General features: G+C 66.9%; 13 protein-coding genes. 7 read left to right on the top strand and 6 right to left on the bottom strand.

What is annotated here, in order from left to right; all coding sequences use genetic code 11:
• Positions 1 to 74 precede the first annotated feature (74 nt).
• The 4 genes from AC1RU4_RS24775 (at position 75) to AC1RU4_RS24760 (ending at position 3,555) form a co-directional block, all read left to right on the top strand.
• Positions 75 to 1,091, top strand: coding sequence for an ABC transporter permease (locus AC1RU4_RS24775; RefSeq protein ID WP_492894283.1), 1,017 nt, complete (start codon positions 75 to 77; stop codon positions 1,089 to 1,091).
• Positions 1,088 to 1,975, top strand: coding sequence for an ABC transporter permease (locus AC1RU4_RS24770; protein ID WP_492894281.1), 888 nt, complete (start codon positions 1,088 to 1,090; stop codon positions 1,973 to 1,975). Before AC1RU4_RS24775 ends, AC1RU4_RS24770 begins: the two co-directional genes overlap by 4 nt.
• A gap of 480 nt (positions 1,976 to 2,455) precedes the next feature.
• The gene (locus tag AC1RU4_RS24765; protein ID WP_492894287.1) at positions 2,456 to 2,935 is read left to right on the top strand and encodes a MarR family winged helix-turn-helix transcriptional regulator; all 480 of its coding nucleotides are present in this window, start codon (positions 2,456 to 2,458) and stop codon (positions 2,933 to 2,935) included.
• Between the two features lie 62 nt (positions 2,936 to 2,997).
• The gene (locus AC1RU4_RS24760) at positions 2,998 to 3,555 is read left to right on the top strand and encodes a hypothetical protein (protein ID WP_492894279.1); all 558 of its coding nucleotides are present in this window, start codon (positions 2,998 to 3,000) and stop codon (positions 3,553 to 3,555) included.
• Here AC1RU4_RS24760 and AC1RU4_RS24755 read toward each other — a convergent pair.
• The 6 genes from AC1RU4_RS24755 to AC1RU4_RS24730 form a co-directional block, all read right to left on the bottom strand.
• Complete coding sequence (locus AC1RU4_RS24755; protein WP_492894277.1) at positions 3,524 to 4,303, bottom strand: glutamine amidotransferase; 780 nt, start codon at positions 4,301 to 4,303, stop codon at positions 3,524 to 3,526. The two genes, AC1RU4_RS24760 and AC1RU4_RS24755, sit on opposite strands and share 32 nt — an antisense overlap.
• A gap of 282 nt (positions 4,304 to 4,585) precedes the next feature.
• Positions 4,586 to 5,047, bottom strand: coding sequence for a tellurite resistance TerB family protein (locus tag AC1RU4_RS24750; RefSeq protein WP_492894275.1), 462 nt, complete (start codon positions 5,045 to 5,047; stop codon positions 4,586 to 4,588).
• Between the two features lie 385 nt (positions 5,048 to 5,432).
• The gene (locus AC1RU4_RS24745) at positions 5,433 to 6,155 is read right to left on the bottom strand and encodes a GntR family transcriptional regulator (RefSeq protein WP_492894273.1); all 723 of its coding nucleotides are present in this window, start codon (positions 6,153 to 6,155) and stop codon (positions 5,433 to 5,435) included.
• A gap of 298 nt (positions 6,156 to 6,453) precedes the next feature.
• Positions 6,454 to 7,959: a tripartite tricarboxylate transporter permease gene (locus AC1RU4_RS24740; RefSeq protein WP_492894271.1), complete on the bottom strand. Its 1,506-nt coding sequence runs from the start codon at positions 7,957 to 7,959 to the stop codon at positions 6,454 to 6,456.
• Between the two features lie 53 nt (positions 7,960 to 8,012).
• A complete protein-coding gene (locus tag AC1RU4_RS24735) occupies positions 8,013 to 8,513 on the bottom strand; it encodes a tripartite tricarboxylate transporter TctB family protein (protein ID WP_492894269.1) in 501 nt (166 codons plus the stop codon).
• A gap of 235 nt (positions 8,514 to 8,748) precedes the next feature.
• Positions 8,749 to 9,762, bottom strand: coding sequence for a Bug family tripartite tricarboxylate transporter substrate binding protein (locus AC1RU4_RS24730; RefSeq protein ID WP_492894267.1), 1,014 nt, complete (start codon positions 9,760 to 9,762; stop codon positions 8,749 to 8,751).
• Positions 9,763 to 10,484: 722 nt separating this feature from the next.
• On the opposite strand from AC1RU4_RS24730, the gene zwf reads away from it, so the two are divergent.
• The 3 genes from zwf (at position 10,485) to edd (ending at position 14,632) form a co-directional block, all read left to right on the top strand.
• The gene (gene zwf / locus AC1RU4_RS24725) at positions 10,485 to 11,960 is read left to right on the top strand and encodes a glucose-6-phosphate dehydrogenase (RefSeq protein WP_492894265.1); all 1,476 of its coding nucleotides are present in this window, start codon (positions 10,485 to 10,487) and stop codon (positions 11,958 to 11,960) included.
• Positions 11,961 to 12,048: 88 nt separating this feature from the next.
• Positions 12,049 to 12,750, top strand: coding sequence for a 6-phosphogluconolactonase (pgl, locus tag AC1RU4_RS24720; protein WP_492894263.1), 702 nt, complete (start codon positions 12,049 to 12,051; stop codon positions 12,748 to 12,750).
• Positions 12,751 to 12,787: 37 nt separating this feature from the next.
• On the top strand, positions 12,788 to 14,632 hold the full coding sequence (edd, locus tag AC1RU4_RS24715; RefSeq protein ID WP_492894261.1) for a phosphogluconate dehydratase: 1,845 nt from the start codon (positions 12,788 to 12,790) through the stop codon (positions 14,630 to 14,632).
• Positions 14,633 to 14,676: the final 44 nt, after the last annotated feature.

The raw sequence follows: 14,676 nt of genomic DNA, 5'->3' as shown, positions 1-14,676 counted from the left end.
TGCGCATCGGCTTCCAGCCGCAGGACGGGCTGCTGCTCGCCCGGCCGCCAAGCCACTGAGCAGGAGCGCGCGATATGGGCGCCACCGGCGGTCTCTACCTCGTCTTCGGGCTGCCGCTGGCGGTCGCCTTGTTCTTCTTCGCGCTTTCCGCCTTTGAAAAGCGGGCCGGCATCGTCCAGGGGCCGGGCTTCTTCCAGCGCAACGGCCTCGCCGTCGGGCTCTATCTGGTGCTGGCGGTCGGCTTCTGGGTGTTCTTCGTCATCGTGCTCCCGCAATTCTCGATGGTGGACATGTCGTTCCGCCCGAAGCTGCCGCCCTCGCAGATGGGCGGGCCGAAGGACGTGTTCACGCTGGAGAACTATCGCTACTTCCTGTTCGGCTCGACCACCTCGACGGCGAGCTGGAACTGGATCCACATCAAGGCTTTCGGCCTCACCATCGGCGTGAGCATCGCCATCACCCTGTTCAACCTGGCGCTGTGCTATCCGATCGCCTTCCACATGGCGCAGTCGGCTCCGGCGGCACGGTTGCGCATCCTTCTGCTGCTGCTCATCATTCCCTACTGGGTGAACGAGATCCTGCGGGCCTTCGCCTTCCGGGTGCTGCTCTCCTCCGGCGGCATCATCAACAAGATACTGCTGGGGGGTGGCCTCGTCTCCGAGCCGATCGATTTTCTCGGCGCCGATGTCGGCCTCTATATGGGCTTGAGCTACGCCTATCTGCTGATGATGGTCTTCCCGCTCTACAGCGCCATCGAGAGCCTGGACAAGAACCAGATCGAGGCCGCGCGTGACCTTGGCGCGCCCTGGTGGCATATCCACCTCAACGTGGTGATGCCGCACGCCAAGCCCGGCATCGCCTCGGGCTGCACGCTGGTGTTCATGCTGTGCGCCGGCGCGCTCGCCGCGCCGCTGGTTCTGGCCGGTCCGCGCACGCTGTGGTTCACCCCCATCGTCTATGACCGCTTCTACCAGGCGTTCAACTGGCCGCAGGGAGCGGCCTACGCCTTCATCCTGCTGATCACCTGCATCGTCTTCGTGCTGGTGGTGCTGAAGATGTTCCGCCTGAGCCTCGGGGAGATCACGCGATGAAGCCGGGCCCTTTCCAGCGCATCGTCTTCGCGCTCTATATCGTGATCTTCTTCGCCTATCTGCTCGGGCCGCTGGCGGTGATGGGGATTTCGGCCTTCAACACGCCGCAATATCCGCAGGTCTGGCCGATAGAGGGTTTCACCCTCGACTGGTTTTCCCAGCTCTTCGCCGACCAGGACATGATGTACGGGCTGCGCACCAGCCTGTGGATCGGGCTGCTGGTGGTCGCCATCTCGGTGCCGATCGGGCTCGCCGGCGCCATCGTCATGACGCAGATCCAGGCGCGGGTGCGCTCGGCCTATTATCTCGTCGTCGTCTCGCCGGTGCTGACGCCGGGCATCATCATCGGCATCTCCACCGTGGTGTTCTGGCGTGAATTCACCACGGCGACCGGCATGCGGTTCCTCTATGACGGCATCATCCTCACCGTGATCGGCCAGTCGAGCTTCATCTCCGCCTATTGCATGCTGATCATCCTCGCGCGGCTGCAGCGCTTCGATCGCGCTCAGGAAGAAGCGGCGCTCGATCTCGGCGCCTCCTATCCGCAGGTGTTCCGCCATGTCCTGCTGCCGTTCCTGCAGCCGGCACTGTTCTCGGCGGCAGTACTGGCGTTCCTGTCCTCGTTCGAGAACTACAACACCACCACCTTCGCCATCCTCTCCGACAAGACGCTGACCACGGTGCTGGCCGGCCGGGTGCGGCAGGGCTCCACCCCGGCTATCAGCGCGCTGGCGGTGATCATCGTCGCTGCCACCATCGTCGGAGCCATCGGCTTCGAATTGTGGAAGCGACGGGCGGATGCCGTGGCGGGCCAGCGGCTGCGCAATGCGCAGGTGGCGGAGGAGACGGAACTCGCCGGCGGGGCCGAGCCCGTGACCGCCTGAGCCGGCCGAGAACGGCGACGCCTGGTGCTGTCGCCCTCGCGCAAGGGCTTCGGGACGTCCCGGCCACGACCGGGCAACGTCGAGCGGATCGACGTCGAGCCGATCCTTGCGGGTGTCGGTGATGCCGTCGGGTCCGCCGGCATCGACCTTCAGCGCTGCATGCGCGCCGATGCCTTGGGGGGGCGCGCCCGGCGTATCGATGGCACGATCTGGTCGTCGTCGCGATGCACGATGAGGGTCGGGGGCGAGCCCTTCGCGAAAGATGGGCGTCGATAAATATCGCGGGCGATATGATGCCCCCGGTTTGGCCCCGGTTTGGCATCGAGCCATCGGGCTGCTCTCACCATAGAATCGTTTGCGATTATCTATCGTACGATATTATTGACATGGGTCCCTTGCGATTAGATCGTATACGATTATATCTCGGTGGCCGGCATGCCGCCGGTAAGGACCTGGCCCATGAAACGGCTCGTTCAAGGGATGGATGACCGTTCAAGCCGTGATCCCGCCCAAAGCGCCGGCGGGGAGCCGTCGAGTGAAGCGGCCGGTCTCGACGATTTCATCTGCTTTGCGGTGTATTCGGCCAACCACGCCTTCAATCGCGCCTATCAGCCGCTGCTGGAGGCGCTCGATCTCACCTATCCGCAATATCTGGTTATGGTGTGCCTGTGGTGTGCCGATGGGCAGACGGTGGGAAAGCTGGCCGCGCGGCTCGATCTCGAGACGAGCACGCTGACGCCGCTGCTCAAGCGGCTCGAGGCGATGGGGCTGCTGCGCCGCCGGCGCGGTGTCGAGGATGCACGGCAGGTGCATGTGAGCCTCACGGATGAGGGGAGGGCGCTCGAGGCGCGGGCTGCCGCGGTGCCGCCCGCCATCCTTGCCGCCACCGGCCTCGATCGCGAGGCGCTGGAGCGGCTGCGGAGCGACGTCGCGCAGCTGCGCGAATCCCTGCGGCGCTGAGCGGCGTCAAGGACGCGGATACCGGCGCTCTGCTATGACGAGGGCGAACCGGAACCTGAACCATGCATGCCGAGCCGATCGAGATCGATATCACCCTGCGCGACCTGCGCAATTTCTTCGCCACGCCGGATATCGACCCGTTCGAGGGAGAGGGCATCGACCAGTCGGGCCTCGACCAGCTCATCGACCTGCTCACGGCGCGCCGCGGCTGGCCGCGCCATCCGGTGCGCGCGCGGCTGCATGTTCCCTCCACGCCGGCCAACACGGCCCTCGCTCCGCGCATGGGCGAGGCGCTGGCGCGCTATTGCGACACCCATCGGCAATATGCCGAGCGCAAGCTGAAGGAGACGCGGCGCGAGGGTCTGCGCACCCTCGCCATCGGCATGCTGTTCCTGGCGCTGTGCATCGGCGTGGCGGCGGCGATCGAGGCGACGGCGGCTTCCGACATGCTGATCGGCGAGTTCCTGATGGAAGGCGCCATCATCGCCGGCTGGGTCGGGTTGTGGCGGCCGGTGGAGATCCTGCTGTTCGACTGGTGGCCCTATGCGCGCGACCTGAAGCTCTACGGCAAGCTGCGCGAGCTTGAGATCACAGTGCTGCCCGACGCGCCGGCGCGCTGAACGCGTCCGTCGCCAGGGCGCCGCCGGCGAGCCAGCGGTCGAGGAAATTCTCCAGCCACAGCCGCACCCGCCCATCATGCTGCAGCCGGTCGGTGAAATGAGCGTTGCGCGGGCGGGCGCCGGGCAGCGACAGGCGTTCATTGCCGCGTACCGTCCAGCGGCACATCATGTGATGGGTGACTTCCGGGTGGAACTGCAGCCCATAGGCGCTTTCCCCGTAGCGGAAGGCCTGGTTGGGGAAGGCATCGCCGCTGGCGAGCAGTTCCGTCCCGGCGGCGAGCTCGAAGCCTTCCCGGTGCCAATGATAGACATGGTCCGGCCAGGCATCGGCCGCCGGCGCGCTGGGGGCGGCGTCGAGCAGCGCGTGGCCGGCAGGGGTGGGTCGCAGCGGATAATAGCCGATCTCGACCAGTCCCTCGGGATGCGGGGCGACCCGGGCCCCGAGATGACGCGCCAGCATCTGCGCGCCGAGGCAGATGCCGAGATAGGGCTTGCCCTCCTTCAGCGCGACGCCGATCCAGTCGATCTCGGCGCGCACATAGTCGTGGCAGTCATTGGCGCTTTGCGGCCCGCCGAAGATGACCGCGCCGGCGTGCTCGGCAAGGGACGCGGGAAGCGGGTCGCCGAGGCAGGGGCGGCGTATGTCCAGCCGATATCCGCGCTCGACCAGAAGCCGCCCGATGCGGCCCGGCGACGAATGCTCCTGATGCAGGACGACCAGGACCTCTGGCAGAGCCTCTTGACCCATTCTCTCTCGTCGTCGGCGCGAATCCGCAGCAAGCAGCCTGCGGAATATGTCAGTCATGACGACATGATTTTAGGGTCGTTTCAAGGCTCGATCCGCCCGAAAGCACGGCGCTGGCAGGGTTTTCGCCGCTTGCGCCGCCCAATCTCCCCGGGCGATGCCGGATAGACACGCCCGCACAGCTTCCGCGAAAGGCGAAGGGGTTTCGCGCGCGAGGCGGGCTCCGGCCGTTGAAGGGAGAGCGCCTTCCTGCCTCCGGGCTGTTTCACCCGATCGGGAAGGGCGTTAGGCGCCGTCGAAGGTCTCGCGGATGCGCTTGCGGATCTCCACCCGGTCGCGGGAAGAGACGTTCAACAGCTCGGCGGCCCGCCAGACCAGGTTGTCCTCGAATTCCGTGAGCCCGCCATCGGCATAGGCGACCTCGAACATCATCTCGACGACGCGCTTGCGGCCTTCCTGGTCCATTGCCCGGTTCAGCACGCTGGTGAAGGCGTAGAGATCGACCGCCTCGGCGTCGCGGGCGATGGCGGCCTCCAGCAGCTGCTCGGCCTCCTCCTCCTTCAGGCTGAAGCGGAAGGCCAGGATACGCTTGAGCTTTTCCAGCTCCTCGGTGCCGATGACCCCGTCGATGGTGACCACGTGCACCAGCAGCGCGGCGGCGGCCAGGCGATAGTCGTTCTCGGCGAATTCCGGCTCGCGGGAGCCGCCGGCGATCTCGGCGATGAAGTCGGTCAAACTGCGCAGCATGCCGGCGCGAAGCTCCAGCGGCGAGGCATCGAGAGCCAAGGGGTGGGCCAAGGGTTTGCGGAGGGGCGGCGTGGTTGCCGTCCATGATTTTGCGTAACGGAATCGAGACGGCGGCGCAACAATCCCGCCGCCGCCGGCGAACGATCCTGCCGCGCCCGTGCAGGCGGGCCACACCGGACGGCTCCGGGCTCCGGCGCCGCGGCATGAAAAAGCCCGGCGAGGCCGAAGCCCGCCGGGCAGGAGCCGGGACACAGGAAGCGTATCCCGGCGCCTGGAGCATGTTCCGCGCAAGTTGTATGACCTTTGCGAGGAGAGCAGGCTCCAGTCTATCGAGCCGAGGGGACCTTCCCATCGATCCGGCAGGCTCGCCGGATCGGAAAGGGCTCTAGTCGAGATAATGGGCGTAGCGCGCCACATGCTCGGCGAGGCCGAGCGCATGGTTGCGCACCAGCACCTCGGCCGCGTCGGTGTCGCGGGCCTCCAGCGCCTGGATGATGGCGAGGTGGTCCTGGATCGACCGGTCGGCGCGGTTCTCCTCGCCGATGGTCTTGCGGCGGATCATCCGCATGTGGGTGAACAGGTTCTCGGCGAGATTGACGAGAATGCCGTTGCCGCCCATGGCGATGATGGTCTGGTGGAACTGGATGTTCACCTCGGAATATTCGTCGAGCTTGGCGTGGGGGGCGCCGTCGTCGAAGGTGGCGAACATCGCGCGCAGCGTGGCGATCTCCTCGTTGCTGGCGTTCTGGGTGATCAGCCGGGCGGCGAGGCTCTCCAGCGCCGCCCAGACCTGGATCATCTCGATGACCTCGCGCTTGGTCTTGCGGACCACATAGATGCCGCGCCTGGGCACCGAATGGACGAAGCCCTCGCGTTCGAGCTGCGCCATCGCCTCGCGCACCGGCGTGCGGCTGACGCCGAGGCTCTGGGCGAGCTGGCGCTCGTCGAGCCGCACTTCCTGCTGCTGGTCGTAGATGTTGAGCGAGACGATGACTTCCTTGAGCGCGGTATAGGCGCGGTTCTTGAAAGTCGACGTGTCCTCGAGCGGCGCGACGGAGAGCTTGGCGGCGATGCCGCTCGAGCGGTGGATGCTGGGTTCGATGCTCATGTTCCGGCTCGCGTCCGCCGGTGGACGACAGGCGCGGACAAGCCGCGCGAGCCGGATCTCCTGGCATTGTTGATGTTGGTCATTGGCGTTGCCTCCCGATCCCCGAATGCGTGGCGGTGTCCGAACGTCCCCGCCGGCCGCCTTGTCGGCGTGTTGCGGCGGGTGCGGCACGTCCTGTCGATCCGGCCCGCGAGCGGACCTTCCTGCCGCGGGCATGCCGGCCCGGGCGGGGGTGCCCGGTGCCGGCTGGATCGAAAGCCCGCCGCACGAAGCGCGCGGCGGGGAGGGTCTTGGCGGCTCAGGCGGGCTGCGCGACGCGCAGCCGGCTGAACAGGTTGGAGATGACGGGCCACAGGCCGGCCAGCAGGCCGATACCCATGATCGTCGCCACCAGAGGGGTGGACCAGAAGACGCTGAGCGAGCCGGCCGACCCGAGCAGCGACTGGCGGAACGCTTCCTCGGCGCTGTCGCCGAGAACGATGGCCAGCACCAGCGGGGCGAGCGGGTAGTTGGTCTTCTTCAGCACATAGCCGAGGACACCGAACACCAGCATCATCACCACGTCGAACACGTTGTTGTTCACCGTGTAGGCGCCGATCGCGCAGATCACCAGGATCACCGGAGCGATGATCGAGAAGGGGATGCGCAGGATCGAGGCGAACAGCGGCACCGTGGTCAGCACCAGGATGAGGCCGACGACGTTGCCGAGATACATGGAGGCGATGAGGCCCCACACGAACTCGGACTGCTCGACGAACAGCATCGGACCGGGCTGGAGGCCCCAGATCAGCAGGCCGCCGAGCAGAACCGCGGCGGTCGGCGAACCGGGCACGCCCAGCGCCAGCATCGGCAGCATGGCCGAGGTGCCGGCGGCGTGCGCGGCGGTCTCGGGGGCGATGACGCCCTCGATCTCGCCATTGCCGAAGTTCTTGCCGTTCTTCGACACCCGCTTGGCGACGCCATAGGCCATGAAGGAGGCCGGGGTGGCGCCGGCGGGGGTGATGCCCATCCAGCAGCCGATGACGCAGGAGCGCAGCGACGTGGCCCAATACTTGGGCAGCGTCTTCCAGGTGTGCCACACCACCTTGGCGTCGATCTTGGCCGCCTTGCCGCGGAATTCGAGGCCCTCTTCCATGGTCAGCAGGATTTCGCCGATGCCGAACAGGCCGATGACCGCGATGAGGAAGTCGAAGCCGTTCAGCAGTTCCTCGGAGCCGAAGGTGAGGCGGAGCTGGCCGGTCACCATGTCGAGGCCGACGGCGGCGAGCGCGAAGCCGATCATCATCGACACCACGGTCTTGGCCGGCGGTTCCTTGCTCATGCCGACGAAGGAGGCGAAGGCGAGGAAATACACCGCGAACTTTTCCGCCGGCCCGAAGCGCAGCGCGAACTGGGCGACGAGCGGCGCGATCATGGTGATCATGATGATGGCGACGAAGGCGCCGACGAAGGACGAGGTGAAGGCGGCGGTGAGCGCCTCGCCGGCCCGCCCGCTGCGCGCCATCGGGTGGCCGTCGAAGGTGGTGGCCACCGACCATGGCTCGCCCGGGATGTTGAACAGCACCGAGGTGATGGCGCCGCCGAACAGCGCGCCCCAGTAGATGCAGGTCAACAGGATGATCGCCGAGGTTGGCGACATCGAGAAGGTGAGCGGCAGCAGGATGGCGACGCCATTGGCGCCGCCGAGGCCCGGCAGCACGCCGATGATGACGCCGAGCAGGATGCCGACCGCCATCAGCAGGATATTGAACGGATCGGCGGCAATGCCGAAACCGTGCCAGAGATTGACGAAATTCTCGAACATGAGCGCTTCCCCCTCGAGGCGGCCTCAGCCGGCCTCACTTGCTTTGTCTGAGGTCAAAGCCCGAACATGGCTTCGACGGGCCCCTTCGGCAGGGGAATGAGGAACCAGCGCTCCAGCGTGACGTAGAAGAAGGCCGGGACGCCGAGGGCGACGGCGATCGTCAGCGGCCAGCCATAGCTGCCGAGCCACTTCATGAACACGGCGATGAGGATCACCGACGGCAGGTAGATGCCGAGGAACGGCACCAGCGCCACATAGATGGTGGTCGGCACCAGGACCTTGAGCACCTGGCCGAGCTGGCTCCATTCGGTGAACAGCCTGTCGGGGTTCTCGCGCAGGCCCTGCATCACGTTGATGATGCTGCAGCCGCAGATGATCAGCCCGACATAGAAGGGGAAGAAGCCGGCCTGAGGGCCGTCCGTCCCCCAGCCGTAGCCGACGATGTAGCTGCCATAGACGACGATGATGCCGAACAGCAGGGTCAGCAGGGCGACGCCGATCTCGGCATTGCGCTGCGTCGGCCCGGCTCCGGCGGCGTGGGGTGCTTCACTCATGATGTGCTCCGCGATCCTGTCACGATCCGACCGTCCGGCGGGACGGTGCCCGCCGGTGCCGGATCGGCGCATTCTCGATTGACGCGATGTTGTGTGCGCCGGGCCGGCGATCCTGCCCGCGCCTCGCCGGGGTGGGTACCGGCGGACGGCGGGCAGGTTGCTGGCAATCGGCCTTCGGTGCCGGGCGTGGACGCGGCCCGCGCGAATGGCTACGCGCGGACCGGCTCGGGCGGCGTCAGTTGGCGGCGGCGATGAAGCCGGCTTCCTGCATCAGGCCCTTGTGGGTGGTCTCGGCCTTGGTCAGCCAGTCCTTGAACTCGGCGCCGGCCATGAAGGTCTGGTTGAAGGCGCCGTCCTTCATCAGCTGCTGCCATTCGGGGGTCTCGCGGACCTTCTTGAACAGGTCGACGAAATAGGCGACCTGCTCGTCGGTCACGCCCGGGGGCATGAAGATGCCGCGCAGCATCAGGTATTCGACGTCGACGCCCGCCGACTTGCAGGTCGGGACCGAGGACCAGGACAGGTCGCCGAGGATCTTGTCGGTATAGGGCAGGGTCTTCTGGTCGAACACGCAGAGCGGGCGCACCTTGTCGCCGCGCCACTGGGAGACCGCCTCGATCGGGTTGTTCACCGTGGAGTTGACGTGGCCGCCGACCAGTTGCACCGCCACCTCGCCGCCGCCCTTGTAGGGGATGTAGGTCAGCTTCTTGCCGATCGCCTTCTCGAAGGCGACGGTGATGATCTGGTCTTCCTGCTTGGAGCCGGTGCCGCCCATCTTGAAGGTGCCGTCCGGCGCCGCCTTGATCGCCGCGGTATAGTCCTGTGCGGTCTTGTAGGGCTCGGAAGCGTTCACCCACAGCACGAATTCGTCGAGCGCCAGCATCGCCACCGGCGTCATGTCCTTCCAGTTGAAGGGAATGCCGGTCGCCAGCGGGGTGGTGAACAGGTTGGACAGGGTGATGACGATCTTGTGCGGGTTGCCCTTGTTGTTCTTGACGTCGAGGAAGCCCTCGCCGCCGGCACCGCCCGACTTGTTGATGACGATGAGCTGGGTCGACATCAGCTCGTGCTTGGCAATGATGCCCTGCAGCGTGCGCGCCATCTGGTCGGCGCCGCCGCCGGTGCCGGCCGGGACGATGAACTCGACGGGCTTGGTCGGCTGCCAGGCCGCCGCCGCCGGCAGCATCGACATCGCGGCCATGCCGAGCGCGGTGAGCGTTCCAAGGCCAAGAGCATGGAAGTTCTTCATTTGGCGTTTCCTTCCCACGGGGTTTGGTCGTTTGCCGATCTGTTTTTTTCGTCGGCACTTTTATTCGGTCGGTTCTTTTTACTTGGCGCCGTGCGCTACCCAAGACATCGACTCCCTGGAGGGACGTCGAGATTGAAGCCGGCGCGGCACGTCGATACCCGGCGCGTGTTCTTGTCTATCTGCCGGTTTATCCGTGGAATAAGTTGTACCAAGAATACTGTAATGCCAAGAGTTAATTCTAAAGTCGTATGGTGCGACGCAAGGTAAGTCCGCATTACATATTCAGTATCCCGGCATCTGGTATACAAATCTTGGTATACGTAATAATTAATATTGTGCGCCGGTATGCCTTATTAAATAACATATTGCGCCTGAACGCATTTCCGGCAGCCGCCCGCTGAAGCGGCATTCGGTGCCTCGGTAGGGTCCGCGACGGTCCCGGCGCCGGGCCGCATGGGGGTGCTTCTGCCCGTCCGACCGGCGCGTGTCTTGTTTCTGCCCGATTGTCGGCGCAATTCAGCCCCTGATGCTGCGGCGCAGCAACTTTTTTCTCCGGCGTCCAGCCCTTGGCGCGCCGACCCTTCGGCCTGCGGCGTGCCGCGTGGACATCAAGATCGCATCCTTGTGCCATAGCGTCGCCGCACGGAATCGTTTTTGCTACGAATGGTGCGTTGATCCGGCTGCGGGGCGCAGCAGGGATAAGTTGTAAGGAGAGGTCATTCATGACCAGTCGCGTGATTCCGGTGGCGCCTTTCGTGATCGCCGTGTTCGGCGCCACCGGCGACCTGTCGCGGCGAAAGCTGCTGCCGGCATTGTTCCACCGCGATCTCGACGGGCAGCTGCCGGACGAGGCGAACATTGTCGGCGTGTCGCGGCGGGCGATGTCGGGGGATGAGTTCCGCTCCTTCGCCATGCAGGCGCTGACCGACTACATTCCTGCCGTCGAATTGCTGCCGGAGGTGGTGAAGAGGTTCATCGGGCGGCTGTCCTATTTCGCCGCCGACGCCGAGAACGAGGAAGGCTGGAGCGAACTCGCCGCCCACATGCAGGGCGAGGGCGATCGTATCAGGGTCTATTATCTCGCCACCGCGCCGCAGCTCTTCGGCCCGATCTGCGACAAGCTGGGCAAATACGGCCTCGCCGAGGGCGCGCGGGTGGTGATCGAGAAGCCGATCGGCAAGGACCTCGCATCGGCGCTGGCCTTGAACGAGCAGATCGGCCGCTTCTTTCCCGAAGATCGCGTCTACCGCATCGACCATTACCTGGGCAAGGAAACCGTCCAGAACCTGATGGCGCTGCGCTTCGCCAATGCGCTGTTCGAGCCGTTGTGGAACAACGCCCATATCGACCACGTGCAGATCACCGTCGCCGAGGCGCTCGGCGTCGAGGAGCGCGCCGGCTATTACGACACTGCCGGCGCCATGCGCGACATGGTGCAGAACCACATACTCCAGCTGCTCTGCCTCGTCGCCATGGAGCCGCCGGCCTCGCTCGATGCCGACGCGGTGCGCGACGAGAAGCTGAAGGTGCTGCGGGCGCTGAAACCGGTCGACGACCAGAATGCCGGCTCGCTCACCGTGCGCGGCCAGTATCGCGCCGGCGCCTCCGCCGGTGGCGCGGTGCCCGGCTATCTGGAGGAACTCGGCTCCTCCCGCAGCCAGACCGAGACCTTCGTCGCCATCAAGACCGAGGTGGAGAACTGGCGCTGGGCCGGCGTGCCCTTCTATCTGCGCACCGGCAAGCGTCTCGCCTCGCGCGTGTCGGAGATCGTCATCGGCTTCCGCCCGGTGCCGCATTCGGTGTTCGACGCCAATGTCGGGCCGATCGAATCCAACCGCCTCGTCATCCGGCTGCAGCCGGACGAGGGCGTGAAGCTCTGGCTGATGATCAAGGATCCTGGCCCCGGCGGCATCCGCCTCACCCATGTGCCGCTCGACATGAGCTTCGCCAAGGCGTTCAAGGTACGCAATCCCGACGCTTACGAGCGGCTGATCCTCGACGTGGTGCGCGGCAACCAGACGCTGTTCATGCGTCGCGACGAGGTGGAGGCGGCCTGGAAATGGGTCGACCCGATCCTGGAAGCCTGGCGCAACGCCAAGGAGCCGCCGCGTCCCTACACCGCCGGCACCTGGGGCCCCTCCGCCGCTATCGCGCTGATCGAGCGCGACGGCCGCACCTGGCTGGAGGATGGCGCGTGAACGTGCCATCGGCTGGAGCACGGCGCGTGAGCGCGCCGGTGCCGGGATCCCGGCGGGTGACCGCTGATCGGGTCCGGGAGGGTGTTGCGTGAGCGCATCGCCGCCCCTGCACATCTTTGCCGACGGCGCGGCGCTGGCCGAGGCGCTGGCCGATTTCGCCGCCGGCAAGCTTGCCGCCCGCGTCGCCCGCGATGGCGGTGCGAGTCTCGCGGTCTCCGGCGGGCGCACGCCGACGCGCTTCTTCGAGGCGCTGTCGGCCCGCGACCTGCCCTGGGCGAAGATCGGCATCACCCTTGTCGACGAACGCTGGGTGCGCGAGACCTCCGACCGTTCCAACGCCCGGCTGGTGCGCGCGCATCTCTTGAAGGGGCCGGCGGCGGCGGCGCGCTTCGTGCCGCTCGCCAATGACGCACCGAGCCCGGAAGACGGACTGTTCGCACTCGACGAGGCGCTGGAGGCGCTCCACTGGCCGCTGGCCTGCGCCGTGCTCGGCATGGGCGAGGATGGCCACACCGCCTCGTTCTTCCCCGGCGGCGACCGCCTTGCCGATGCGCTCGACCCGGACGGCATGGTCGGGCTGATGCCGATGCGCGCGCCCGGCGCCGGCGAGCCGCGCATGACGCTCACGTTGCCGGTGCTGCTGGCGGCGGATGCCCTCGCGCTCCATATCGAGGGGGTGGGCAAGCGTCCGGTGCTGGAGGCGGCGCTGGCCGACGGCCCCGTCGAGGAGATGCCGGTGCGCGCTGTGCTGCGTGCCGTCCGCCCGCCCGACATCTTCTGGTGTCCCTGATCGCCTATACCGACCCCGCCACCCCGAGGAGATCCGCATGGCCGGAACCGTCCAGACGTCCAGCGTCAATGCCCGCCTCGGCGAGATCACCGAGCGCATCGTCCGCCGCTCCCACGACAGCCGTTCGCGCTATCTCGAGCGCATCGCCGCCGCCGCCGAGAAGGGGCCGAGCCGGGCCAAGCTCGGTTGCGCCAACCAGGCGCACGGCTTCGCCGCCTGCGGGCCGGGCGACAAGGCGATGCTGCGCGAGGGTTCCGGCGCCAATCTCGCCATCGTCACCGCCTATAACGACATGCTCTCGGCCCACCAGCCCTATGAGCGCTACCCGGACCTGATCCGCGCCGCGGCGCGGGCGGCGGGCGGCGTCGCCCAGGTCGCCGGCGGCGTGCCGGCCATGTGCGACGGCGTCACCCAGGGCGAGGCCGGCATGGAGCTGTCGCTGTTCTCGCGCGACGTCATCGCGCTGGCCACCGCGGTGGCGCTCTCGCACCAGACCTTCGACGCGGCGGTGTTCCTCGGCATCTGCGACAAGATCGTGCCGGGCCTCGTCATCGGCGCGCTGTCCTTCGGCCATCTGCCGGCGGTGTTCATCCCGGCCGGGCCGATGACCTCCGGCCTGCCCAATGACGAGAAGGCCAAGATCCGCCAGCTCTTCGCCGAGGGGAAGGTGGGGCGCGACGCGCTGCTGGAGGCCGAGAGCCAGTCCTATCACGGGCCGGGCACCTGCACCTTCTACGGCACCGCCAATACCAACCAGATGATGATGGAGATCATGGGCCTGCATCTGCCCGGCGCCTCCTTCGTCAACCCGAACACGCCGCTGCGCGACGCGCTCACCACCGCCGCGGCGGAGCGGGCGATGGAGGTCACCGCGCTCGGCAACGACTACCGGCCGGTCGGGCGGATGCTGGACGAGCGGGTCTTCGTCAACGGCATTGTCGGCCTGCACGCCACCGGCGGCTCGACCAACCACACGCTGCACGTGGTCGCCATGGCGGCGGCGGCGGGCATCAGGCTGAGCTGGGACGATTTCTCCGACCTCGCCGACATCACCCCGCTGCTGTGCCGCGTCTATCCGAACGGCAAGGCCGACGTGAACCATTTCCATGCCGCCGGCGGCATGGGTTTCGTCATCCGCGAGCTGCTGGGCGATGGCTTGCTGCACCGCGACGTCGAGACGGTGTGGGGCGGCGGGCTCGACGCCTATACCCGCGAGCCGAAGCTGAGCTCGGAGGGCGATCTCTCCTGGCGCGACGGCGCCGCGATCACCGGCGACGACAAGGTGCTGCGTCCGGCGGGCAAGCCGTTCCAGGCCACCGGCGGCCTGAAGCTGCTTGCCGGCGATCTCGGCCGCGCGGTGATCAAGACCTCGGCCATCGCGAGCGAGCGCCATATCATCGAAGCGCCGGCCAAGGTGTTCCACAGCCAGGAGGAATTGCAGCGCGCCTTCAAGGCCGGCGATCTCAAGGGCGATTTCGTCGCGGTGGTGCGCTACCAGGGGCCGAAGGCCAACGGCATGCCGGAGCTGCACAAGCTGATGCCGCCGCTGGGCGTGCTGCAGGATCGCGGCCAGAAGGTCGCCCTCGTCACCGACGGGCGGCTCTCCGGCGCCTCCGGCAAGGTGCCCGCCGCCATCCATGTGACGCCGGAAGCCGCCGATGGCGGGGCGATCGCGCTCATCCACGAGGGCGACATCGTCCGCGTCGACGCGGTGGCCGGCACCCTTACCGTGCTGGTCGATCCGGCCGAATGGGCGGCGCGCAGCCCGGCTTCCGCCGATCTGGAACCGAACCATTGGGGGGTCGGGCGCGAATTGTTCGGCTCGTTCCGCGCCGCGGTGGGAACGGCCGATACGGGGGCGACGATCTTCGCTCTGACCTGAAGGCGGGGCACCCGAACGACGCCTCCCCTTCGGACGGCATCGCC

This window comes from Ancylobacter sp. GW821-FHT10E12, assembly GCF_058809335.1.
This window is presented reverse-complemented; position numbering and strand designations above follow the sequence as displayed.